This is a genomic window from Cardiobacterium hominis (assembly GCF_900637305.1).
Taxonomy (GTDB): domain Bacteria; phylum Pseudomonadota; class Gammaproteobacteria; order Cardiobacteriales; family Cardiobacteriaceae; genus Cardiobacterium; species Cardiobacterium hominis.
Map to the genome: position 1 here is coordinate 2,410,207 of NZ_LR134365.1, position 23,220 is coordinate 2,433,426.

General features: G+C 61.8%; 22 protein-coding genes. 6 read left to right on the forward strand and 16 right to left on the reverse strand.

Translation table 11 applies throughout. From position 1 onward, the window contains the following. Positions 1 to 23: 23 nt before the first annotated feature. The 4 genes from tkt to EL199_RS11605 are packed head-to-tail and all read right to left on the reverse strand — an operon-like array spanning position 24 to position 5,393. Complete coding sequence (gene tkt, locus EL199_RS11590; RefSeq protein ID WP_004143169.1) at positions 24 to 2,012, reverse strand: transketolase; 1,989 nt, start codon at positions 2,010 to 2,012, stop codon at positions 24 to 26. Positions 2,013 to 2,046: 34 nt separating this feature from the next. Beyond that, positions 2,047 to 4,173 (reverse strand): carboxy terminal-processing peptidase, encoded by a 2,127-nt coding sequence (locus EL199_RS11595; protein WP_126316092.1) that lies wholly within the window; start codon positions 4,171 to 4,173, stop codon positions 2,047 to 2,049. Positions 4,174 to 4,210: 37 nt separating this feature from the next. After that, positions 4,211 to 4,918 (reverse strand): NAD-dependent deacylase, encoded by a 708-nt coding sequence (locus EL199_RS11600; protein ID WP_004143166.1) that lies wholly within the window; start codon positions 4,916 to 4,918, stop codon positions 4,211 to 4,213. Then, on the reverse strand, positions 4,908 to 5,393 hold the full coding sequence (locus tag EL199_RS11605; protein WP_004143165.1) for a DUF423 domain-containing protein: 486 nt from the start codon (positions 5,391 to 5,393) through the stop codon (positions 4,908 to 4,910). The genes EL199_RS11600 and EL199_RS11605 overlap by 11 nt, the downstream gene beginning before the upstream one ends. Before the next feature lie 163 nt (positions 5,394 to 5,556). On the opposite strand from EL199_RS11605, the gene ftsY reads away from it, so the two are divergent. The 3 genes from ftsY to fur all read left to right on the forward strand — a co-directional run bounded on the left by ftsY (position 5,557) and on the right by fur (position 8,335). Then, positions 5,557 to 6,843 (forward strand): signal recognition particle-docking protein FtsY, encoded by a 1,287-nt coding sequence (ftsY, locus tag EL199_RS11610; RefSeq protein ID WP_004143164.1) that lies wholly within the window; start codon positions 5,557 to 5,559, stop codon positions 6,841 to 6,843. 49 nt (positions 6,844 to 6,892) lie between these two features. Beyond that, positions 6,893 to 7,756, forward strand: coding sequence for an RNA polymerase sigma factor RpoH (gene rpoH, locus EL199_RS11615; protein WP_004143161.1), 864 nt, complete (start codon positions 6,893 to 6,895; stop codon positions 7,754 to 7,756). Between the two features lie 144 nt (positions 7,757 to 7,900). Continuing rightward, the gene (fur, locus tag EL199_RS11620; RefSeq protein ID WP_004143160.1) at positions 7,901 to 8,335 is read left to right on the forward strand and encodes a ferric iron uptake transcriptional regulator; all 435 of its coding nucleotides are present in this window, start codon (positions 7,901 to 7,903) and stop codon (positions 8,333 to 8,335) included. Positions 8,336 to 8,396: 61 nt separating this feature from the next. Here fur and aroB read toward each other — a convergent pair whose 3' ends face one another. Both aroB and EL199_RS11630 read right to left on the reverse strand, forming a co-directional pair. Next, a complete protein-coding gene (gene aroB, locus EL199_RS11625) occupies positions 8,397 to 9,500 on the reverse strand; it encodes a 3-dehydroquinate synthase (protein ID WP_004143159.1) in 1,104 nt (367 codons plus the stop codon). Between the two features lie 36 nt (positions 9,501 to 9,536). Beyond that, positions 9,537 to 10,838: a lytic murein transglycosylase gene (locus EL199_RS11630; protein WP_269471350.1), complete on the reverse strand. Its 1,302-nt coding sequence runs from the start codon at positions 10,836 to 10,838 to the stop codon at positions 9,537 to 9,539. A 92-nt stretch (positions 10,839 to 10,930) separates the two neighbouring features. Between EL199_RS11630 and EL199_RS11635 the strand changes: the two genes are divergently transcribed. The 3 genes from EL199_RS11635 (at position 10,931) to EL199_RS11645 (ending at position 12,817) form a co-directional block, all read left to right on the forward strand. Then, positions 10,931 to 11,800 (forward strand): alpha/beta hydrolase, encoded by an 870-nt coding sequence (locus tag EL199_RS11635; protein WP_004143156.1) that lies wholly within the window; start codon positions 10,931 to 10,933, stop codon positions 11,798 to 11,800. An 88-nt stretch (positions 11,801 to 11,888) separates the two neighbouring features. Beyond that, positions 11,889 to 12,461 (forward strand): RBBP9/YdeN family alpha/beta hydrolase, encoded by a 573-nt coding sequence (locus tag EL199_RS11640; RefSeq protein WP_004143153.1) that lies wholly within the window; start codon positions 11,889 to 11,891, stop codon positions 12,459 to 12,461. Next, positions 12,461 to 12,817, forward strand: a complete 357-nt coding sequence (locus EL199_RS11645) for an EthD domain-containing protein (protein ID WP_004143151.1) — start codon at positions 12,461 to 12,463, stop codon at positions 12,815 to 12,817. The genes EL199_RS11640 and EL199_RS11645 overlap by 1 nt, the downstream gene beginning before the upstream one ends. A 27-nt stretch (positions 12,818 to 12,844) precedes the next feature. Here EL199_RS11645 and EL199_RS11650 read toward each other — a convergent pair whose 3' ends face one another. From EL199_RS11650 to murG, 10 genes are all read right to left on the reverse strand, one after another. Further along, the gene (locus tag EL199_RS11650; protein ID WP_004143149.1) at positions 12,845 to 13,447 is read right to left on the reverse strand and encodes a class I SAM-dependent methyltransferase; all 603 of its coding nucleotides are present in this window, start codon (positions 13,445 to 13,447) and stop codon (positions 12,845 to 12,847) included. Positions 13,448 to 13,467: 20 nt separating this feature from the next. Continuing rightward, positions 13,468 to 14,205 carry a DUF4261 domain-containing protein gene (locus tag EL199_RS11655; protein WP_004143148.1) on the reverse strand — a complete coding sequence of 246 codons (738 nt, stop codon included), beginning with the start codon at positions 14,203 to 14,205 and terminating at the stop codon, positions 13,468 to 13,470. A gap of 21 nt (positions 14,206 to 14,226) precedes the next feature. Then, the gene (locus tag EL199_RS11660) at positions 14,227 to 14,937 is read right to left on the reverse strand and encodes a glutamine amidotransferase (RefSeq protein WP_004143146.1); all 711 of its coding nucleotides are present in this window, start codon (positions 14,935 to 14,937) and stop codon (positions 14,227 to 14,229) included. Between the two features lie 108 nt (positions 14,938 to 15,045). Further along, positions 15,046 to 15,969 (reverse strand): UDP-3-O-acyl-N-acetylglucosamine deacetylase, encoded by a 924-nt coding sequence (gene lpxC / locus EL199_RS11665; protein WP_004143145.1) that lies wholly within the window; start codon positions 15,967 to 15,969, stop codon positions 15,046 to 15,048. Between the two features lie 9 nt (positions 15,970 to 15,978). Then, positions 15,979 to 17,157 carry a cell division protein FtsZ gene (gene ftsZ, locus EL199_RS11670; protein WP_004143144.1) on the reverse strand — a complete coding sequence of 393 codons (1,179 nt, stop codon included), beginning with the start codon at positions 17,155 to 17,157 and terminating at the stop codon, positions 15,979 to 15,981. A 19-nt stretch (positions 17,158 to 17,176) separates the two neighbouring features. Next, positions 17,177 to 18,400: a cell division protein FtsA gene (gene ftsA / locus EL199_RS11675; RefSeq protein ID WP_004143142.1), complete on the reverse strand. Its 1,224-nt coding sequence runs from the start codon at positions 18,398 to 18,400 to the stop codon at positions 17,177 to 17,179. Then, complete coding sequence (locus EL199_RS11680) at positions 18,397 to 19,767, reverse strand: cell division protein FtsQ/DivIB (RefSeq protein WP_004143141.1); 1,371 nt, start codon at positions 19,765 to 19,767, stop codon at positions 18,397 to 18,399. The genes ftsA and EL199_RS11680 overlap by 4 nt, the downstream gene beginning before the upstream one ends. Positions 19,768 to 19,773: 6 nt before the next feature. After that, a complete protein-coding gene (locus EL199_RS11685; RefSeq protein WP_004143140.1) occupies positions 19,774 to 20,694 on the reverse strand; it encodes a D-alanine--D-alanine ligase in 921 nt (306 codons plus the stop codon). Then, positions 20,687 to 22,126, reverse strand: coding sequence for a UDP-N-acetylmuramate--L-alanine ligase (gene murC, locus EL199_RS11690; RefSeq protein WP_004143133.1), 1,440 nt, complete (start codon positions 22,124 to 22,126; stop codon positions 20,687 to 20,689). The genes EL199_RS11685 and murC overlap by 8 nt, the downstream gene beginning before the upstream one ends. Continuing rightward, positions 22,123 to 23,217 carry an undecaprenyldiphospho-muramoylpentapeptide beta-N-acetylglucosaminyltransferase gene (gene murG, locus EL199_RS11695; protein WP_004143131.1) on the reverse strand — a complete coding sequence of 365 codons (1,095 nt, stop codon included), beginning with the start codon at positions 23,215 to 23,217 and terminating at the stop codon, positions 22,123 to 22,125. Before murG ends, murC begins: the two co-directional genes overlap by 4 nt. Positions 23,218 to 23,220 lie beyond the last annotated feature (3 nt).

The window sequence follows — 23,220 nt, forward strand, 5'->3', positions numbered from 1 at the left end:
CCAGAGGGAGAGGGGCTTTCTTTTTAGAGCAGCGCCTTGCTTTTGGCGACGACGTTTTCGACGGTGAGACCGAACAGCGGGAAGAGTTCGGCAGCCGGGGCGGATTCGCCGAAGGTGTCTATGCCGATGACGGTGCCGCGGTCACCGCAGATGCCGCGCCACGGCAGGGTAACGCCCGCTTCAATGACGACGGTCGGCACGCCTTTGGGCAGGACTTGGTTGCGGTAGTACGCGTCTTGTTGTTGGTAGATGTCCAGGCAGGGCATGGAGACGACCTGGATGCGCAGGCCTTCCTGGCGCAGCTCGGCGGCAGCAGCGGTGGCGAGTGCGACTTCGGAGCCGGTGGCGACGAGGACGAGGTCGGGTTTTTCGGCCGCTTCGAGGATGTAGCCGCCTTTGGCGATGGTTTTGCGCGTCGCCTCACTGCGTTTTTGTTCGGGCAGGTTTTGTCGGCTGAGCGCAAGGACGGTCGGCGTGGTTTGGTTGAGCGCGCTGCGCCAGGCGACAAGGGTTTCTTGTTGGTCGCAGGGGCGCCAGACGTGCAGGTTGGGGATGAGGCGCAGCGAGGCGATTTGTTCGATCGGCTGGTGGGTGGAGCCGTCTTCGCCGAGGCCGATGGAGTCGTGGGTGAGGACGTAGGTGACCGGCAGTTTCATCAGCGCCGAGAGGCGGATGCCGTTTCGCATGTAGTCGGAGAAGACGAGGAAGGTGCCGCCGTAGGCGCGCAGCCCGCCGTAGAGGGCGAGGCCGTTCATGATGGTCGCCATCGCGAATTCGCGCACGCCGTAGTGGAGGTAGTTGCCGGAGAAGTCGCCGGGCAGGATGGATTTGGAGGCGGCTTTGCTCCAGGTGAGGTTGGAGCCGGTGAGGTCGGCCGAGCCGCCGATGAGTTCGGGCATAAGCGGCGCGAGCAGGTTGATGGCGTTTTCGGAGGCTTTGCGGGTGGCGATGGCGCCACCGGCTTCGTTGTATTGGGCAAGGGTGCTTTCGATGATGCGGTCAAGGCCGTCGGGCAGTTTGCCGCTCATCACGCGCGCGTATTCTTGCGCTTCCATCGGGTATTTGTCTTGGTATTCCTGCCAGATGCGCTCCCATTCGTCTTGCAGTTTGGCGCCTTTTTCGCGCAGGCTGGCGATTTGGTAGGCATCAGGAGGCAGTTCGAAGTCGCCTGCGGGCAGGCCGAGCGCCTGTTTGGTCAGTGCGATTTCTTCTTTGCCGAGCGGCGCGCCGTGGGTTTTTTCGGTGCCTTGCAGGTTGGGTGAGCCGTAGCCGATTTTGGTGCGGCAGATGATGAGCGTGGGTTTGCCGGTTTCGGCTTTGGCGGCGGTAATGGCGGCGTCAAGCGCGGCGTGGTCATGGCCGTCCACGTCGCGGATGACTTGCCAGCCGTAGGCTTCGTAACGCAGCGCGGTGTCTTCGCCAAACCACGGCGCGATTTCGCCGTCAATGGAGATGCCGTTGCTGTCGTAGAGGCAGATGAGTTTGCCAAGGCCGAGGGTGCCTGCGAGCGAGCAGGCTTCTGAGGAGACGCCTTCCATCAGGCAGCCGTCACCGGCGAAGACGTAGGTGTAGTGGTCAACGAGCGGCAAGCGTTCGCGGTTGTAGCGCGCCGCCATGTGGCGTTCGGCGATGGCGAAGCCGACGGCGGTGGCGATGCCCTGGCCGAGCGGCCCGGTGGTGAGTTCGACGCCGGGGGTGTCGTGGTATTCGGGGTGGCCGGGGGTTTTGCTGTGCAGCTGGCGGAAGTTTTTCAGGTCATCCAGCGAGAGGTCGTAGCCGGTGAGGTGCAGGGCGGCGTATTGCAGCATGGAGGCGTGGCCGTTGGAGAGAACGAAGCGGTCACGGTTGTGCCATTGGGTGTCGGCCGGGTTGACGCGCAGGTGTTTGAGCCAGAGGACGGCGGCCATGTCGGCCATGCCCATCGGCGCGCCGGGATGGCCGGAGTTAGCTTTCTGGACGGCATCCATGCTGAGGATGCGGATGGATGCGGCAAAGGTCTGTAAGGGGTTCATGTTCGCTCCGGTTCTGGATGTGGATTCAGGCGGCTTAGGCACTCACCGCAGGCGGCGCCAGCAGTTCGAGGTAGTCGTAGAAGATGTTGAGGGTCTCAAACAGGGCGACGTCGGGGACGAAGTTTTCTTTGTCGTCTTCGTCTTCAACGGCGGCGTTGCGTTCGGCGATTTCTTCCTGTTTTTTCTTGTCGGCGTTCAGGAGCGGCAGTTCGCGGCGCTGCGCGGCTTCGTACTCGTCCTGGTATTTTTTCCAGTTTTCGTGTTCGCGTTTGCGCTCGGCGAGGTTAAGCGGCCAGGTTTTTTGCCGGTTTTTTTCGAGGATTTTGTCGATGTATTCTTGGTAGCGGCGCAGCGGCGCTTTGCCCAGCATGCGGGTTTCGTGCAGTTGGCGCAGGGTGTTGATGGTGCTGTCGGCAATTTTGCCCGCCGGGGTGATTTTCGCCGCTTTGATTTCTTTCCACGGCAGGGCGTAGTCTTCGGCCTGTTCGCCGACTTCTTCCGGCGGGAAGATGCTCGGCAGGCTGACGTCCGGGGTAACGCCGCGGAATTGGGTGCTGCTGCCGTTGACGCGGTGGAACATCGCCATGGTGAATTTCATCGAACCAAGGCTGGGGGTGTTGCTGGTGACGAATTCGTTGAGGTTGACCATGGTCTGCACGGTGCCTTTGCCGAAGCTGTTGCTGCCGATGATGAGGCCGCGACCGTAGTCTTGGATGGCGGCGGCGAAGATTTCGGAGGCCGAAGCTGCGTAGCGGTCGATGAGGACGGCAAGCGGGCCATCGTAAGCGGCACCTGCGTCGTCATCGGTTTCGTTGCGCACGCCGCCCTGGGCGTCGGAGACGAGGACGACTGGACCTTTGTTGATAAAGAGTCCGACGGTTTTCACGGCTTCGTAGAGTGAGCCGCCGCCATTGCTGCGCAGGTCTATGACGACGCCATCGACTTTCGCGGTTTTGAATTCTTGCAGGAGTTTTTCGACGTCGCGCGAGGTGCTGCGGTAGTCGTTTTTTTCTTGTTGCGCGCCTTCAAAGTCCATGTAGAACGAGGGCAGTTTGATGACGCCGATGCGACGGGTGACGCCGTCTTCGGTGACTTCTTCGATGGTCGATTGGGCGGCCTGCTCTTCGAGTTTGACTTCGTCGCGCTCCAGTTTGATTTCATACACGCCTTTGGCGCTGTTGGCGGGGTCAATCATCAGGCGCACCAGCGTGCCTTTTTTGCCGCGGATGAGGTCAACCACTTTGTCCAGCCGCCAGCCGGTAACGTCCACAAACTCGCCGTCGTTGCCCTGGGCAATGGCGATGATTTTGTCTTTGACGTTCAGCTTGCCGCTTTTGTAGGCGGGGCCACCGGGGACGAGTTCGCGGATGCTGACTTGTTCGTCTTCGAGCGAGAGGATGGCGCCGATGCCTTCCAGCGAAAGACGCATGTTGATGTTGAAATCTTCGTTGCTGCGCGGCGAGAGGTAGTTGCTGTGCGGGTCAAAGCGGCTGCTGAGGACGTTCATATAGATGTCGAAGACGTCGTTCATGCTGATTTGGTTCAGACGGCGCAGCGCCCCGGTGTAGCGGCTGCGCAGCAGTTTCAGCGCTTTTTCTTCGCTCTTGCCGGAGACGCGCAGGCGGATGAGCTGGTCTTCGATGCGCTTGTCCTGCTCGGCTTCTGCCGCTTCGATAGTCGCAGGCCAAGGCTGGTTTTTTTCCGCCTTGAAGTCGGGGTAGGTGACGGTTTCTTTGCCGTTTAGGTCAAACGGGCGGGAAAGGCGTTCCAGCGACCAGCGGTTGAGCGCGTTCGCCCGCTCGCTGTAACGCTGGTAGATGGCGAGAATGCCGCTCAGGTCGCCTTTGTTGGCTTGCATCAGGGTGTCGCTGTAGCGCTTGAATTCGTCAATGTCGCTTTGCAGGAAGTAGATGTGCGACGGGTCCAGCGCTTGCAGGTAGTCCTGATGCACGTCGGCAGCGACGGCGGAGAGTTTCTGTTTGCGGTAGTGGTGGTTGACCAAAAGATTGGCGCCCAGTCGCAGCGCCTTTTTGTGTTCGTTGTTGATGATGAGCGGTTCCGGCGCGTAATCGGGCACTTTTTCCGCGGTTTGTCCGGCATTGCCCTGCACGCAGGCAGCAAGGAGGATGGCAAAGAAAAAAACGGGGAGTCTTTTCATCATAAGAGGTTTCGAAGTTGGAGGTGGCTGAAAAACCGCGTCAGTTTAGCATGGAATCCACCCAGCGCGGCACCTCGACCGTCGCCTTGCCGCTGTAAACGTGGTGGAATTGTGCCGCGCCCTGACTGGGCTCTAGGTTGATTTCGCTGATTTCCGCGCCATAGTGCCGGGCAAGTGCGGCAAAGCCCGCCGCCGGATAGACGTGACCCGAGGTGCCGATGGCGGCGAAATGGGTGCATTCAGCGAGACGCGCCTCAATGGTTTCCATGTAATACGGCATTTCGCCAAACCAGACGATATCCGGTCGCATCCCGCCCGCGCGCTTGCAGGTCGGGCAGGCCGTTTCCCGCGAACAATCGTCGTGCCAGTTATCGGCGACGCTGTCGCAATACAGGCAGCGCAAGGCGAGCAAGCTGCCGTGCATATGCAGCACTTCTGGCGAGCCGGCGCGCTCGTGCAGGTCGTCCACGTTTTGCGTGACCAGTGTTACCTGTCCCGGCAGCGCCCGTTGCAGTTTGGCGATGGCCATATGCGCGGCGTTGGGCTGTACGTCGGCATCGTGCAGGCGGGCGCGGCGGGCGTTATAGAAGTCATGAACCAGCTTGGGATTGCGCGCGAAGCCTTCCGGTGTGGCGACATCTTCCACGCGGTGATTCTCCCACAGGCCGTCGCTGGCGCGGAAAGTGGCAATGCCGGACTCGGCGGAAATACCGGCGCCGGTCAAAATCACAATGCGTTTAGCGGGCATGACTATCTCCAAAACAGGCGGCAAAGAACAACATCGCCCAACCAAGCAGGAAGGCGATACCGCCTACCGGCACGATGGGGCGCACATCCAGCGTCGGCACAAACGCCATCGCATACAGACTGCCGCAGAAAGCAAACAACCCCAGCAACCACAAAAAACCGGCACTGCGGCAAAGCAGCGGCGAGAGACGTTGCGGCAAGGCAATCAGCACAAGCAGCGCCAGCGTATGCACAATCTGATAACGGTGCGCCTTGTCAAAATACTCGGCGTGCAGTCCCTCGCTAAACAGGCCGTGTCCGGCCATCGCCCCCAGCGCGACCCACCAAAAACCGCTCAAGGCGGCAAACAACAAAAACACCCGCTTCTCCACATCCCAATTGCGCCGTGCGCGGGGCGGCGGGGCGGGCTTTTTCCCCTGCGGTTTTACTGGCGGCTGCGTTTGCGCCACCTGCGGCGCCGGTTCCTGATTCGACATGCTTTCTCCTTTTGCGCGGCGCGACGCGCGCACCAAAAAATGACCAATCGCTGCTATAATCCCGCGGCTCAAAACCGCCGCCCGCGCATGTTACCACCACCAGCGCCAAACGCGGCGCGCCCCCACAACATTCCCGCCCCTCAATCCCGGAACACCCCGCATCATGGCATTCAACTGGCTCAAAAAACACTTTGGCAAACCCGGCGCCACCGCTCCTGAAACCGCTGCCCCTGAAGAAAACATTACACCGCCCGAAGAAGCGGCAGTTGTCGCAGAACAGCCCGTTCCCGCCCCCCCCGCAGCAGCGGTAGAACCCGCGGCGTCCGAACCCGTCATTGCAGAAACCCTGAGCGAAGCAGCCATCGCGCCCGTTGCCGCAGAACAGTCCGCTCCCGAAACATCCGCGGCAGCGGCAGAACCCGCGGCGTCCGAGCCCGTCATAGCAGAAACCCTGAGCGAAGAAGCCATCGCGCCCGTTGCCGCAGAAACCACGGAAACAGAACCCGCCCTCGCCCAACCGCAAACCAAACCGAAAAACGAAAGCGGCGGCTACTTTGCCCGCATCCGTCAAGGCCTGGCAAAAACCCGGCGCGGCTTCGCCGACCTCTTTCTCGGCAAAAAAACACTCGACCAGGATCTCATCGATGACCTCGAAACCCAGCTACTCACCGCCGACGTCGGCATCGAAGTCACGCGCAACATCATCGACAGCGTGACCGCACAAATCGACCGCAAAGAACTCAAAGACGTTGAAGCGGTGAAAGCCGCGGTGCGCGACCACATGCAACAACTGCTCGCCCCCTATGCCCAGCCGCTTGACACCAGCCGCACCAAACCGTTCGTCATCCTCATGACCGGCATCAACGGCGCAGGCAAAACCACCACCATCGGCAAACTGGCACGCTACTTCCAGCAAGAAGGCAAAAAAGTCATGCTCGCCGCGGGCGACACCTTCCGCGCCGCCGCCGTCGAACAACTGCAAACCTGGGGCGCGCGCCACAACGTCCCGGTCATCGCCCAAGGCACCGGCGCCGACGCCGCCTCCGTCGCCTACGACGCGCTGCAATCCGCCACCGCACGCGGCATAGACGTCCTCATCATCGACACCGCCGGCCGCCTGCACACCCAGGATCACCTGATGGAAGAACTGAAAAAAATCAAGCGCGTCATCGCCAAACTCGACCCCGCCGCGCCGCACGAAACCATGCTCATCATCGACGCCGGCAACGGCCAGAACGCCCTGCGCCAGGCCGAACAATTCCACAAGGCGATGCAGCTTGACAGCATCACCGTCACCAAACTGGACGGCACCGCCAAAGGCGGCATCCTCTTTGCCATCAGTGAAAAACTGGGCATCCCCATCCGCTACATCGGCGTGGGCGAGCAGCCGGAAGACTTACGGCCCTTTAATGCACAAGAATTTGTCCAGGCGCTACTATATGCGGAATAAAATATAAAGCCGCCAATAAACAGAAATTCAAAACACAAACGGAGATCGAATGACAACTAACGCACTGATTGCGACGCATAAAAACTGGCTTACCCCCAGTACCGACATTGACCAATACATCGCCAAAATACGACAAATCCCGGCGCTGGACGCGGAAGAAGAGCGCAAACTCGCCATCGCCCTGCAAGAAACCAACGACATCAACGCCGCGCAAACCCTCATCGTGCACCACCTCAAATTCGTCGTGCACATCGCGCGCGGCTTCACCGGCTACGGCCTGCCGCTCGGCGACCTCATCCAGGAAGGCAACGTCGGCCTGATGAAAGCCGTCAAACGCTTCGAGCCGCAGCGCGGTGTGCGCCTCGTCTCCTTCGCCGTCCACTGGATCAAAAGCGAAATCCACGAATACATCATCCGCAACTGGCGCATGGTCAAAATCGCCACCACCAAGGCGCAGCGCAAACTCTTCTTCAACCTGCGCAGCATGAAAAAAAGCCTCAACTGGCTGAACGAAGCCGAGGCCAAAGCCATTGCCGACGAACTCAACGTCAGCACCAAAGACGTCTTTGAAATGGAAAGCCGCATCCACGGGCAGGACATCGCCTTCGAGCTGAATGACGACGACGAAGACAACGACCACTTCAGCCCCTCACAATGGCTGGCAGATGACAGCATCGACCCGGCAGAGCACACCGAGCACGCCGAACACGAAAACCTGATGCAGCGCAAACTGGCGAAAGGCCTGCAGGCGCTTGACCCGCGCAGCCGCGCCATCGTCCAGGCACGCTGGCTGAACGAAGACAGCAAAGCGACCCTGCAAACACTGGCCAGCGAATACAACGTCTCGGCCGAGCGCATCCGCCAAATCGAACAACAGGCGATGCACCAGCTGCGTGCGCACATCGAAGCCTGAGCGCTGCCACAAACCCCAAAAAACCGGATGCCTCATCCGGTTTTTTAACTGAAAAACAAAGAAAAAATCCCGGGCGCGGCTTGCGCCCTCCCGCAACCCCCTTATAATACCGCCATGCAAACAACAAATTCAGGAGACCCCGTAATGAGTGCCCAAATCAAAAAAGCCGGTTTGAAAGTCACCGGCCCGCGCATGAAAATCCTCGAAATCATGGAACGCGAAACCACCGACAACGACCGCCACCTGAGCGCGGAAGACGTTTACAAAATCCTGCTCAAAGCCGACGAAGACATCGGCCTTGCCACCGTGTACCGCGTGCTGACCCAGTTTGAACAGGCCGGTATCCTCAAACGCCACAACTTTGAAGGCAACCACAGCGTCTTTGAAATTGACAACGGCGACCACCACAACCACCTCATCTGCGTCAAAACCGGCAAAGTGGTGGAATTCTACGACCCGGCGATCGCCAAACGCCTGAAAGAAGTCGCACGCGAATACGGCTACGAATTGGAAGACCACAGCCTTGTCCTCTACGGCGTGTACGACGAAGCGCTCGCCAAATCGGTCGGCAAAGCCTAATCCTTTCAGAACATAAAAAAAACCGGATGCGTGAGCATCCGGTTTTTGTTTTTCGTCATTTTTATTCCCGACAGGCCGCAATGGCGGCGGCAATATCCACCTCGCTAATGTCGCGGTCGATACCGCTGTCGCAGAAGCGCTGCGGCAGGACGAGGCGCAGTTGTCCGCCGCGTGTTTTTTTGTCGAGCTGCATTTTGTCGCGGATGGCGTCGGTACTGATGTCTGCCGGCACGGTGGTCGGCAGGCCAAAGGCGGCAAAGAGGGCGGCGGCGCGGTCGGCGTCTGCCTCGCTGATGCGCCCCAGGCGGGCGGCAAGGCGGCAGGCGATGACGCTGCCCATCGCCACGCATTCGCCGTGTTTCCAGCGCTGGTAGGCGGTGAGCGCTTCGAGCGCGTGGCCGAAGGTGTGGCCGAAGTTGAGCAGCGCGCGCTGGCCGCTTTCGCGTTCGTCTGCGGCGACGATGGCGGCTTTGGCCGCACAGCAGCGGGCAATCATGGTTTGCAATGTCGCCGGGTCGTGCGCGGCGATGGCGGCGCGGTTTTCTTCGAGCCAGGCGAAGAAGTCGGAGCTGTTGATGAGGCCGTATTTGATGACTTCCGCCATGCCCGCGGCGAATTCGCGCGGCGGCAGGGTAGCGAGGGTGGCGGTGTCGATGAGGACGGCCTGCGGCTGGTGAAACGCGCCGATGAGGTTTTTGCCCTGCGGGTGGTTCACCCCGGTTTTGCCGCCGACGGAGGAATCGACTTGCGCCAGCAGGGTGGTCGGGATTTGCAGGCAGGCGATGCCGCGCTGGTAGCTGGCGGCGGCGAAGCCTGCGATGTCGCCGACGATGCCGCCGCCGAGAGCGATGACGAGGCTGTCGCGGTCGTAACGCGCGGCGACGAGTGCATCGAGGATGCTCGCCCAGGTGGCCAGCGTTTTGTGCGTCTCGCCATCGGGCAGGCGCACGGTGATGCGGGTTTTGTCGGCCAGCGCCGTTTCGAGCGGCGCGAGGTAGTGTGCGGCGACGGTGTCGTTCGTAACGATGCAGATTTGTCGCTGCGGCGCGCATTGCATGATAAGCGCGGCGTCGGCGAGCAGGCCGTGACCGATGTGGATGGGGTAGTGGCGCGCCGGACCGGCGGCGAGGCTGACGTTGAGGGTATTGTGTTGTTTCATGGTCATTCAGCTTCTTTGTAAACGGGGCTTGCGCCCCGTTTTTTATTGGATGAGCGCTGCCGCACTGCGCTGGCTGATGAAGCCGTCCGGCGTCTGGCCGTTTGCCGCCTGCCAGGCGGCAAAGGCGCGGCGGGTGTTCGCGCCGAGGACGCCGTCCGTACCTTTGGTGTCGTAGCCTTGCGCGCTGAGGGTTTGTTGCAGACGCTGCGCCTGGTCGCGGGTCAGCGGTTGTTCGTCGCGCGGCCAGGCGGCTTCGATGCCGCCGTTGCCGCTGATGCCGTCGGCGATGAGGCCGATGGCAAGCGCATAGCTGTCGGCGTTGTTGTAAACCTTGATGGTTTTGAAGTTGGGGTAGGTGAGGAGTGCCGGGCCGCTTGCGCCCGCCGGCAGCCACAGTTTGGCGGTATCGGCATCGCCCGGCAACGCCGCGCCGCTGTTTTGGCGCGCGCCCAGTTGTCCCCATTGCGCCGGAGCCAGGCTGTTTTCGACGTAGCGGTAGTCGAAGTCGGGCGCGAGGCGCACTTCGCGTCCCCAGCGCTGGCCGCGTTGCCAGCCGCTTTTGCCGAGGTAGTTGGCGGTTGATGCCAGCGCGTCTTCGATTTGCCACGGGTCGCGGCGGCCGTCGCCGTTGCCGTCCACGCCGTACTGGAGGAAGGTGGTCGGGATGAATTGGGTGTGCCCCATGCCGCCCGCCCAGGAGCCGCGCAGTTCGTCCCAGCGCACGTCGCCGCGTTCGATGAGTTGCAAGAGGGCGATGAGTTGTTGTTCGGCGAAGTCGCGGCGGCGGCCTTCATAGGCAAGCGTCGAGAGCGCCTGGATGAGGTCGATGTTGCCGGTGTTGGTGCCGTAGGCGCTTTCCATGCCCCAGATGGCGACGATGTAGGGCGCGCTGACGCCGCTTTGGTTTTCCAGTTGTTGCAGCAGGCCGCGGTATTGCGCGAGTTTGGCGCGCCCTTTCTGGATGCGGTCGGCGGAGACGGCGCCGTCCAGATACGCCCAGATCATTTTGTTTTGTTCGGGCTGTTTGCGGTCGGCGGAGACGACTTTTTCTTCGTAATGGGTACGGGCGAGGAGTTGCTGGATGTCTTCGTGGCGGATACCGGCGGCAGCGGCGCGTTGCGCAAACGCCTGTTGCCAATCGGCGAAGTTGGCCGGTTCGGTAGGCTGCGGCGGTTCAGGTTGCGGTTTGGGTTGCGGTTGCGGCGGCGGTTCGACGACAGGCGCGGTGGTGGTACAGGCAGAAAGCAATGCGGCAAGCGCGAGGACAGGCAGGGTTCGTTTCATGATGGTAACGGGTTGGTGAAAGAGGCTGGCAAGGATAACGGTTGCGGGCGGGGGCGGCAAGGCAGTCAGGCATTTACGGGTTTTCTGCGCGCAGGCTGGGCAAACGCCAGCACGCGCAGTATCCTGCCGCTTTTCTTCCACCGGAGATTGTCATGAACCCAACGCGCTTGCCCGCACAGATTCCCGCCGCTATCGCTGCCCGCCTGCGGCAAATCGGCACAGTCGTTGAAACCGCCGAGACGGGCGCGCTGTATGCGCCGCTGCATCCGCGCGAACCTTATGCCAACGTCCATGTCATCCGCGACCAGGCCTACGGCGACGACCCGCGGCATCTGCTGGACGTTTTCATCCCGCAGCGTGCAGACGACACGCCGCGTCCGGTATTTATCTTCGTGCACGGCGGCGGCTTTGTCGCCGGTAACAAGCGCAGCGACGACAGCCCTTTCTACGACAACCTCATGCTGTGGGCGGTCGCCAACGGTCTGGTCGGCGTCAATATCACCTACCGCCTCGCCCCCGCCCATCCCTGGCCCGCTGCCCAACAAGACATCGCGGCCGCCCTGCGCTGGGTGCAGGCCAACATCGCCGTACACGGTGGCGATGGACAACGCATCATCCTCGCCGGACATTCGGCGGGCGCGGCACACCTCGCGCAATACCTCGCCCACCCGGCGCTACGTCTGGGCAACGACGGCGTGCGCGGCGCCATCCTCATCTCCGGCATTTACGACACCGTGCGCATCACGCCGAACCCATACCTGCACGCCTATTTCGGCGACGACCCGGCGCAACTCGCCGCCCGCTCTGCGCTGCCGGGGTTATTGCAGGCGGGCGTACCGCTCTTTATCGCCAGCGCCGAGCTCGATCCGCCCGATTTCCCACAACAGGCGGCGCTGTTGGGTATCCCGCACTACCAACTGGCGGGGCACAGCCACATATCGGAGATTTTCGCGGTAGGCAGCGGCGATAACGCCCTCGGCGAAGCCATGCGGCATTTCATCGCGCAAGACGCCGCGCTATAGCAGCAAACGCATGAACGTCGGCGCCGCTTGACCCTGCCACAATGTCATCCCCTACACTCCGCGCGACATACACACCCGGAGCAATCTTATGAAACGCGCATTCATCATTCATGGCTACGGCGCCACACCAGAAGATCACTGGTTCTCTTGGCTGGCGCAGCAGTTGCAGGCGGCAGGCGTTGCCACCGCCATCCCTGCCCTGCCCGACCCGGAGCAGCCCGATTTTGACCGCTGGCAGGCGGCACTAGCCACGCACCTCGGCACGCCAGACGCGCAGACGTTTTACGTCGCCCACAGCCTCGGCACGATTTCGCTGCTGCATTTCTTGAGCGCGGCACGACCGGCACAAATCGGCGGAATATTCCTCGTCTCCGGATTTGATGGACGCCTGCCCGCCCTACCCGTCATCGGCGATTTCAACGTGGACGCCTACGCCGACCGCGCCCGCATCGACCATGCGGCGCTGCGCGCGATGACGCCGCAGATTCACCATGTCATCAGCGATAACGACCGCGTCGTCGCCCCCGAACGCAGCTTGCAGTTGGCCGAGCGCCTCGGCGGCACGGTGCACCGCGTGGCAAACGGCGGCCATTTCCTCGCATCCGACGGTTTCCGCACCTTGCCGCCGCTGTGGCAGGCAATGCAGGAAGGAGGCGTGTGATGTTCAAGCTCATCATGCTGGTCAAGAAGCGGGACGGGCTAAGCGATGCAGAATTTCGCTCCCGCTGGCAGGCACATTCCGAAAAAGTACTGGGCTTTCAGGCGGCGCTGCGCATCCGTGGCTATGCGAAGACGCTGCCGCTATGCCACGACACTCCGGCGACGCAGCGCGATACACAGCCTTTTCCTTACGACGCGATGGGCGAGCTGTGGTACGACAGCCGCGAAATATTCGAGACGGCACGGCAAAGCAGCGCCGGACAGGCGGCGCTGGTGGCGCTACGCGCCGATGAGGCGACATTTGTCGATCTGGCGCAGTCGGTATTGTGGTTTGGCGAGGAGGAGCGGCTACTTTGAGGCGTTACGCAGCGGGCGGGTAATGCTTCAGCGTTTGGTATCTGCGACTGCGAAATTGACGGTGTAGTTGCGGCGATTGCCGTATTGGCGGACGGGCGTGAAGCCGTGCGTGGCCAGCAGGGCAATCAACTCTTGCTGATCCAGCTTGTCAGGGTCGCCCGCAGTTTCGGAGATGGAGAGCAGCCCGTCGTCTTTAAGCAGGCGGGCAAATTCGCGCAGATACGCGCTGCGCTCGGCAATTTCGCCGAGGACGCAGACCAGCACGATGCGGTCGAAACTGTTGTCCGCAAAGGGGAAGCTGCTGCCGTTGCACAGCTGGCAAGAGGTGTTTGTGATGTGGCGCTTTTCCAGACGGCGACGGGCGATGGCAAGCATTTCGGGCTGAATGTCCGCCAAGACCAGTTCACCCTGCGGCACGGCACGCGCCAGTGCGGGGCTAAAGTAGCCGGGGCCGCAGCCCACTTCCAGGATACGGCTGTCGGCGGTGGGCTGCAGCCGCCGCAGTAGTTCCGCAGGCGACAGGAGCAGCGCCCGTAGCGGGATAAGTAGGGTGAACGCCATCTGGTGCGGGAACAGCGAGCCCGCTTGGGTCAGCCCCCGGATGATGTTTTTGAGGCGGGCTCGTGTCATGCGGGGTATTCGCGCGGCGCTTAGTAGGCGATTTTCAGGGTTTCTTCGGCGCCGCCGGCAATGGCGGGCGACTGCGTGATGCGCAGTTGTTGTTCGGCGGAGAAGCCGATGGTTTCGCCGTCGTGCAGGGTGACGTCTTCGCTGATGAGGTAGGTGCAGATGCCGAGCAGGGTGTTATGCAGCTCGCTCATGTCGTGCTGGCTGGCGCGGATTTCCATCTCCATTTTGTCGAATTGCGCCATGCCGATGGTGTAGGCGTGGTTGCCGCTTTCGTCCGCATAGAGGCCGAGAAAGACCCAGACGGGCACAGGCAGTTGTCCGTTACGCATTTCGTCGCAGAGGCTGCGGTAGAAGTCGGGCGCGAAGACGGTGCCGGAGGTGTAAACGCCGAGCGCGTTCGCATCCGCCAGGCAGCTGCTGACGATTTTGCTGTACAGGCGCATGCGCTCAAGTGCCGTGCCGTCGCCGGTCGGCATGACGGCGATAAGCAGGTGCGCCTGATGCTGGCGCGCCGCTTCAACGGCTTCCGGCCAGTAGTAGTTGTAGGCGGCGCTTGCTTCCGCCTCACCGTCGGGGATGGGGGCGGGCATGAGGCTGACGGCGCAGAGGTTGCCCGCGATGTTGAAGGTGAGCATCTCGCCGCTGAGCGGCATGCCGTCGTCGTCGGGAGTGATGCCCCATTCTTGTTGCAGGGTGCGGAGGAAGGCGGCGCTGTCGAAGCGGTTTTCTTTGAGGAGGACGAAGCCTTGGGCGTGCATGGGGTTCCTTGATTTGTGGGGTTATGCGCCCAACGCTAGCTGCGCAAAACGTTGCAACAGCGCGGTGGCGTGCGGTTGGGCGGCAGGCACTGCGGCGATTAGTGCATCGGCATCGGCGATGTGCGCGCGGTTTTGCGCGATGCCCGCGCGCATGCCTTCTTGGGCAAATTCGGGGTGGAATTGGACGCCCCAGGCGTTTTTGCCGAGGCGGTAGGCGTGGTGCGGGTCGTGCGCGTTGGCAACCAGCGGCACCGCGCCGGGCGGCAGCTGCAAGACGCTTTCGCTGTGCCAGGCATTGGCGCTGAAGGTTGCGGGTAGCGGTGCAAAGAGCGGGTCATCGTCGCAGGCGGGCAGGCGGTTCAGGGTGATGTTGCCGATTTCCGCACCGTTGGGGTTCGCGCCTACTGTGCCGCCGAGGGCGTCAGCAAGCAGTTGGTGGCCGTAGCAGATGGCGAAAACGGGCAGTTCGCGCGCGACCGCTTCTTGTAGCCACGGACGCAGCGCTTCGCTCCAGGGCAGGCGTTCGCCCACCATGTGCACCGAACCGGTGAGGATGACGCCGCGGCAGTCCGCGTGCGCGGGCGGCGCTTCGCCCCCGATGATGTTGATACTGCGGGTCGCAGTAGTGAGGTTCTGCGCGATCCAGTCTTCGTAACCGCCAAGGCGGGCGCAGGTTTCAGCGCTGGGTGCGCCGAGGCGGAGGATGGTGATGGGCATGGTTTTTGTGGGCATGGGTTTTGTGGGCGTGGGTTGGAGAAAAAAGTGGCAGCGGTTATGGCGCTGCCGGGAAATAGGGATTGGGCGGTGCGATGCACGCTATGGCTGGCGGTGCGCTGTGCTTCAGCCTGCCTGCGGCAGCGGGTAGTTTTCGCCGTAGTCGATTTCGATGCCGCTATCACGGTCCAGTTCGGTCCAGCACCAGCTTTGCGGGGACTTTTCGAGCGCGAGGCAGAGTTTGTTGTTGAGGTCGTGCCCGGATTTGTAGCCTTGGTAGTGGCCGATGAGCGGTGCGCCGAGGAGGTAGAGGTCGCCGACGGCATCCAGCAGTTTGTGGCGCACGAATTCGTCGTCAAAGCGTAGGCCTTGTTCGTTCAAAACGCGGTAGTCATCGACGACGATGGCGTTGTCCAGTCCGCCGCCCAAGGTCAGGCCGTGGCTTTGCAGGTATTCGATGTCGCGCAAAAAGCCGAAGGTGCGGGCGCGGCTGATTTCGCGGACATAGCGGCGGCTGGAGAAATCGAGGCGGGTTTGGTTATTGCGGTGGCGGAAGACGGGGTGGTCAAAGTCGATGGCAAAATCGAAGCGGCAGCCGGCGAAGGGCGAGAGTCGCGCCCATTTGTCGCCTTCGCGTACTTCTACGGGTTCGAGGATTTGGATGAAGCGCTTGGCGGCATCCTGCTCGCGAATGCCCGCCTGTTGCAGGAGATAGACGAAGGGTGCGGCGCTGCCGTCCATGATGGGGACTTCCGGCGCGTTCAGTTCGATGATGATGTTGTCAATGCCGACACCGGCGAGCGCCGACATGAGATGCTCAATGGTGGCGACGCGCACGCCGCTGTCATCGACGAGCGCGGTGCAGAGTTGGGTGTCGCGCACGAGGTGGGCGCGCGCCGAGATTTCGGCGGGCGGGTCAAGGTCGGTGCGGCGGAAGGTAATGCCGCTGTCGGCGGGAGCGGGCAGGAGGCGGATATCAACCCGTTTGCCGCTGTGAACGCCGATGCCGGATCCGGCAACGGCGTCGCGGATGCTGCGCTGTCTGGCCATGCGCGCCCCTTAGCGGGTGCGTTTGCGCAGCAGGCTGGAGAGGCTGAAACCGCCACTTTGTTCGGGTTCGGCGTAGTCGTCGCGGTAGGGTTCGCGGTCGTCAACGCTATTGCGCAACGGCGGGGTGTTATCGCTCGCGCTGGCACGGACGCCCAAGCCAAAGAGTTCGTTGGGGTTGGTGTAGCCGCCGCTGCCGCCGAAGATGCCGCCGTCGTCGCTGCCTTCGATGCCGGTGGCGACGACGGTGACGCGCAGGGTGTCACCCATGTTGTCGTCTATGATGAGGCCGATTTTGAGGTTGACTTGTTCGGGGTCGATGATGTCGTAGATGACGTTGCAGGCGGTCTGGTATTCGGAGGTTTTGATGTCCTGGCTGGCGCTGACGTTCACCAGGAGGCCGCGCGCCGAAGCGAGTTCGATGTTTTCGAGGAGCGGCGAGGAGATGGCTTTTTCGGTGGCAGCGCGGGCGCGGTCTTCGCCTTTGGCTTCGCCGGAACCCATCATCGCGATGCCGCGCTCGCTCATGATGGTTTTGACGTCTTCGAGGTCGGTGTTGATAACGCCCAGTTTCTGGATGATGGTGGCGATGCTGTACACGGCGTCGCGCAGGACGTTATCCACGGTTTTGAAGGAGCCGATGAGGGTTGCGTCTTCGCCCATGACGGCGGAGATGCGGTCGTTCGGGATGATGACGAGGCAATCGACTTCGCTTTTCAGCACTTCCAGCCCCGCTTCGGCTTTGCGCATGCGCGGCATGCCTTCAAAGGTAAACGGTTTGGTGACGATGGCGACGGTGAGGATGCCCATGTCGCGCGCGACGTTGGCGATGACGGGTGCGGCGCCGGTACCGGTACCGCCGCCCATGCCAGCGGCGATGAAGACCATGTCGGCGCCGTTTAAGGCGTCGCGGATTTTGTCGCGGTCTTCTTCAGCGGCAGCACGGCCGACTTCCGGCTTGGAACCCGCGCCCATGCCGCGCGTGGTTTTGACGCCGAGTTGCAGTTTGTTTTGAATGGGGTTTTCTTGTAATACCTGTTTGTCGGTATTGGCTACTATGAGTTCTACGCCGTGCAGGTCGAAATCCATCATTTGCTTCAGCGCGTTGCATCCGCCGCCACCGATACCGATGACTTTGATCATGACGGGGGATGTGTTGTCGGTCTCGTCCATCTGAATTGTAAAGGCCATGTGTTTACCTCTTGCCGTTTTATAAGTAACGCTTTAGAAAATTTGTAATGCTCGAGATTATACCGTCTTTTTCTTCCTTTGCCCAAACGTAGTCATTGACGGGATTTTGTTGTAATTGGAAGAGTCCGAGGGTTGTCACCATGCCCGCATCGTTTTGTAGATGTTCATCCAGTCCGGAAACGGGTGGCGGGATGTATACGCGCACCGGGCAATTGAAGATTGCACCTGCCATTTCTGCCAGTCCTGGTATTTGTGCCGCGCCGCCGGTAAAGACGATGCCGCCGTCTAGCATTTGTCGCAGGCCGATGCGGTGGAATTCTTTGTTGATGCTGGCGAAGAATTTTTGGTAGCAGGCGGCGATTTGTTCGACCATGTCGCTGCTTGACAGGTAGCGGTCGGGCAGGTTGCCGGTGCTGGGCAGCGGGATGCGGGTGTGGCGGCTGTATTTGTCGAGCAGGGCGCCGTGGCTGCGTTTGAGCATTTCTGCCGATTGGCGCGGTGTGCGCAGGATGGTGGCGAGCGCGCTCGATACTTGTTCGCCGCCGATGGGCAGGGTGGCGGCGTGCATTGGCTGGTTGCGCCACCACAGCATGAGGTCTGCCGTGCCCGCGCCAAGGTCAACGGTGCAGATGCCGAGGTCGCGTTCGTCGGCGGTACTGGCGGCGTAGGCGGACGCTAGTCCGGCATAGATGACGCCTTCGATTTCGATGCCGGCGTTGCGCACGCATTGGCAGAGGTTCACGACTGCCGCGCGGCGCGCGCTGATGACGTGTACCCGCGCTTCGAGGTTGTCCGCAATCATGCCGACCGGGTCGGTGATGCCCTGGTGGTTATCGACGATGAATTGTTGTTCCAGCACGTGCAGGGTGTCCTGCTCTTCTTTGCGCGCCAGTTGTCGGGCGCGCATCACGGCATGGACGAGGTCGTTTTTGCTGATGCGGCGGTTGCGGATTTGCGCACGGCCGTCGCTGTTCATGCCGAGGATATGCTCGCCGCTGATGCTGATGAGCGCGCTGTTGATTTTCAGCCCGGCTTCTTCTTCGGCGATGGCGACGGCATGGCGGATGGCGTGGCTGACGGTGGGGATGTTGGTAACGATGCCCGCTTTCAGCGCGCCGCCGCTGGAGACGCCGCTGCCGAGCACTTCGAGCACGCTGTCTTCGCGGTTGCCCACTTCGCCGATGGTGACGCGGGTGCGGGAACTGCCGACGTCGATGACGACTTTAATGGCCGAGTCTTTCATTTTTTACCTTTTGCGCTGTCTTTTTCTTTGGGTGCTGCGGGTTTTGCGGCGGGGGCGGTTTTGTTTGCCGTTTTTTCTTTGTTTTCTTTTGGCAGTGTTTTTTCGGCGGGAGCCGTTTTGGCGACGGGTTTTTCTTTCGCTTCTTTTACCGGCGTTTTTTCCGTGGGTGCAGGTTTGGCGGGTGTTTTTTCTTTGTTTTCTTTTACCGCTTCTTTGGCAGGCGCTTTTTCAGCGACGGCCGCTTTTACTGCCGGTTTTTCTTTCGTTTCTTTACCGCTGTCTTTCGCCGCCGGGGCGGGTTTGGCGGCTGCTTTTTCTTTCGCCTCTTTGACGGATTCTTTGGTTGCCGTTTTTTCGGCAGGCGCTGTTTTGGCGACGGGTTTTTCTTTCGCCGCTTCTTTGGGCGCCGCTTTCGCTGCTGCTTTTTCTTTGGCAGGCGCGGCAGGTTTGGCGGGGGCTTTTGCCGTTTCTTTGGCGACGGGTTTGGCCGGGGCTTCTTTCGCCGCAGGGGGTTCTTTGACGACGGTTACTGCCTTGACGATGCCGTTGCCGTCGCGCGCCGGATTTTTTTCGGCGGTGACGGGCTTGACGCCGGCTTTCCAGCGCACCGAGAAGCCGTCGTGGTAGCGCAGGTCGATGGCTTCAATGTAGCGGTGGTAGGGTTTGATGACTTTGTCATTGACCACCGCCAGTTTTTTCAGGCGATCGTTTAGTTGGTCGCGGCCGAGGATGACGTCCAGCCCGTTTTCCAGTTCGGCGTGCCAGACGAGGCGCTGATCCAGCGACAGTTGTTGTAGTTGTAATTGGCGCGCGCCAAGCCACGGCGCGATGTCGTGCCAGTATTGCAGCACTTGTTTTTCGTAGCCGTCCGGCCCGTGGATGGTGGCGAGTTCACGCAGTTTGTCGTTGTCGGGAATGGAGAACGGCTCGCCGCTCGCATCGAGAAAGGCGCGACCGCCCCAGCGCACCACCGGCACGCGTTCTTCCAGCTTGACTTCAACGGCATCCGGCCAGCGCTTGTAGACGCTGGCCTTGGCAATCCAGTCCAACCGCTGCATTTCGTCGGCAAGCAGGGTGACGTCCATGTGCAAGAGGTCGCGCTGATGGTGGTTGCGGATGATTTCGCTCACTTCGCGCATGTCGCCGTAGCGCAGCGGCTCCTGGATGATGACCCGCTTCAGCGGGAAGAAGTTTTGCTGCGAGAGGCGCTGGTAGATGGCATAGATGGAGGCGGCGATGCCCATCAGCAGGACGACCACAAAGACGCATTCCAGTACCAGCCGGAAGACTTGCCAGGCGGTGCGCTGCTCGCGCGGCACGCTGACCGAGGAGCGGCGCAGGTAGCGGTTATCCGGTGGCTTCATCATCTGTCTTCAACGGGTTTGTGCGAGGATTTGCCGCACCAGCGCGACGAAATCCATGCCGTCTTCGCGCGCGGCGAGCGGTACCAGCGAGTGCGAGGTCATGCCCGGCACCATGTTGATTTCCAGTATCCACGGGCGGTTATCGCCGTCGAGGATGAAATCCACGCGCGCCCAGCCTTTGGCGCCGATGGCATCGAAGGCGCGGCGGGTGAGTTCGCGCAGTTGTCCGTCCAGCGCAGCGTCAATGGGCGGCGGGCAGCGGTAGCGCGTGTCTTCGGCGAGGTATTTGGCGTCGTAATCGTAGAAAAGGTGCTCGGCGCTGGCGGTCACTTCGATGCCCGGCAGCACACGCCCGCCGATGACCGGATAGGTGAGTTCGCGTCCCGTGACCCACGGCTCTGCCATGATTTTTTCGCGGATGCCGCCCGCTTTTTGGTAGGCCGCTTCCAGCTCCGCCTGGTTGCCCACGCGGCTGACGCCAACGCTGGAGCCTTCCAGCGCCGGTTTGATGGCGAAATGGCTGCCGCCAAGCGCGGCGACCAGTTCGGCGTAGGTGGTGGCGGCGTCAATCACCAGATCGGGTTTGACCGGCAGGCCGAAGGTTTGCCAGACGCGCTTGGTCAGCACTTTGTCCATTGCCAGCGCGCAGGCAAGCACGCCGGAACCGGTGTAGGGGATGCCCTGCCAGTCGAGAATCGCCTGCACTTGCCCGTCTTCGCCACCACGGCCGTGCAGGACGATGAAGGCGCGCGCAAAGCCCTGCCCTTTCAGGTTAAAGAGTGCCTGATGGTCGCGGGTGTCGAGCAGGTGCGCGTCCACGCCAGATGTGACCAGCGCTTCGTGTACCGCCGCGCCGCTCGAGAGCGACACTTCGCGCTCGGAAGACGTGCCGCCGTACAGCACGGCGACTTTGCCAAATTCGTTATTCATGGATGCCATGCTCCGTTGCCATGTCTTTGGCGACGCGGCCGATGTCACCCGCGCCGAAGTAAATCACCACATCGCCGTCGGCGAGGAGGTTGTCGTAGAGCTGCTGGTTAATCGCCGCCTTGTCGGCAATCAGCACCGGCTCCACTTTGCCGTGCGCGCGGATGGCGCGTGCCAGCGCGCGCGAGTCGGCGCCTGCAATCGGCGCTTCGCCCGCGCTATAGACGTCGGTCAGTACCAGTGCCTCGCAGTTGGACAGCACTTCGGCGAAGTCGTCGAGGCAGTCGCGGGTGCGGGTGAAGCGGTGCGGCTGAAAGACGGCAAAGATGCGCCGCCCGGCAAAGCCTTCTGCCGCGGCCTGCAATACCGCGCGGATTTCGTTGGGGTGGTGGCCGTAGTCCTCAAATACTTCGGCGCGACCGTGTTCGTGTTCGATGATGCCGTGATGGGTGAAGCGGCGGCCGACGCCCTTGAACTGCGCCAGTCCGGCGGTAATTTCCGCGCGCGTCAGCCCCAGCTCGCTGGTGATGATGAAGGCGGCAAGCGCGTTTAGCACGTTGTGTTTGCCCGGCATGCTCAAGGCCAGCGGGAAGGTTTCGCCGCTCACCTTGTCCACCACGTCAAAGTGCATTTTCAGCCCGACCTGGCGCACGTTCACCGCGCGTACTTCCGCCGCCTCGGAAAAACCGTAGGTACGCACCGGACGGCCGACGTCGCCCAAAATGGACTGCACGCCTTCGTCGTCAATGCACAGCACCGCCAGCCCGTAGAACGGCAGGTTGTGCAGGAAGCGGACGAAGCCCTGCTTCAGGTTGTCAAAGCTGCCGCCGTAGTTTTCCAGGTGGTCGGCGTCGATATTGGTGACCACCGACATCATCGGCTGCAAATGGAGGAAAGAGGCGTCGGATTCATCCGCTTCCGCCACCAGATATTGCCCGTCGCCGAGGCGGGCGTTGCTGCCTGCGGCGGTCAGCACGCCGCCGATAACGAAGGTCGGGTCCAGTCCGGCGTCGGCGAGGATGGAAGCAATCAGGCTGGTGGTGGTCGTCTTGCCGTGGGTTCCGGCGACGGCGATGCCGAAGCGGAAGCGCATCAGCTCCGCCAGCATCTCGGCGCGGCGGATGACCGGAATGCCCAACTCGCGCGCGCGCAACACTTCCGGGTTTTTCGGGTCAATTGCCGACGAGGTGACGACGACCGAGGCGTCCTTGACGTTTTCCGCCGCGTGGCCGAAAAACAGCGTCGCGCCCTTGGCGGCGAGGCGCTCGGTATTGGCGGACGGTTTCAAGTCCGAACCGCTTACCGCATAACCAAGCGTAATCAGCACCTCGGCGATGGCACTCATGCCGACGCCGCCGATACCGACGAAGAAAACATTGCGCACCCGCCGCATCTGGCGACGTTCGATGCGGCCAAAATGAAGGTCTGCACTCATAAAACGGTCTCGATTTCTTGCATGATTTTGGCGAGCGCCTGCGCGTGTGAGAGGCTGCGGGCGCGATCTGCCTGTTTTAACAAAAGCCCGCGCTCGCGGTGCGCGGTGATGATTTCGGCGAGGCGCTCGGGCGACAAATCCGCCTGTTGCACTACCGTTGCCGCGCCCGCATCCACCAAGGCTTGCGCGTTCGCCGTCTGATGGTCATCAACGGCGTAGGGGAACGGCACAAACAGCACGGCGACGCCCACGGTCGCCACTTCGGCCACCGTCAGCGCGCCGGAGCGGGCAATAATCCAGTCGGCAGCAGCATAGGCCGCCGCCATGTCTTCAATAAACGGCACAACTTCGGCGGCAACACCAGCGCGTGCATAAGCGGCGCGCGCTTCATCGAGCCAGCGCTCGCCGACCTGATGCACCACTTGCGGGCGCTCATTTTCTGGTAAAAGCGCGAGCGCCTGCGGCAGCAATTCATTCAAGGCTTTGGCGCCCTGCGAACCGCCGAGCACCAGCAGGCGTACCGCACCGAGGCGGCCGAGAAAACGCTGCGCCGGGGCGGGCGTGGCGGCAATTTCCGCACGTACCGGATTGCCGGTAACGACGTACTCGCCTTCTTTTAAGCCCATCTTGACGGCGGCGTGGCTGTCCGCGAGCAGAACCTTGCGCGCGCGTTTCGCCAGCTTGCGGTTGGTCAGGCCCGCGACCGCGTTCTGCTCATGCACGATGAGCGGAATGCCAGCGCGTGCCGCCATCAGCCCACCCGGCCCGGAGGCAAAGCCGCCCATGCCGATAACCGCATCCGGCTTGACCGCGCGCAGCACCGCTCTCGCTTTCCACAAGGCGCGCGCCAGCATGAACGGCGCCTTGAGCCAGCCGACCAGCCCCTTGCCGCGCAGTCCCTTGACGGCGATGTCGTGCAAGGGAAAGCCCGCTTCCGGCACTTTTTTGCCTTCAAAACCGGCAGCGTTACCGAGCCAATGCACCGTGGCACCGGCGTCCCGCGCGGCACGGGCGACGGCGAGCGCCGGATAGACGTGCCCGCCGGTACCGCCCGCCATCATCAAAACCGTTTTGCCTTGTAGTGTGCTCATGCT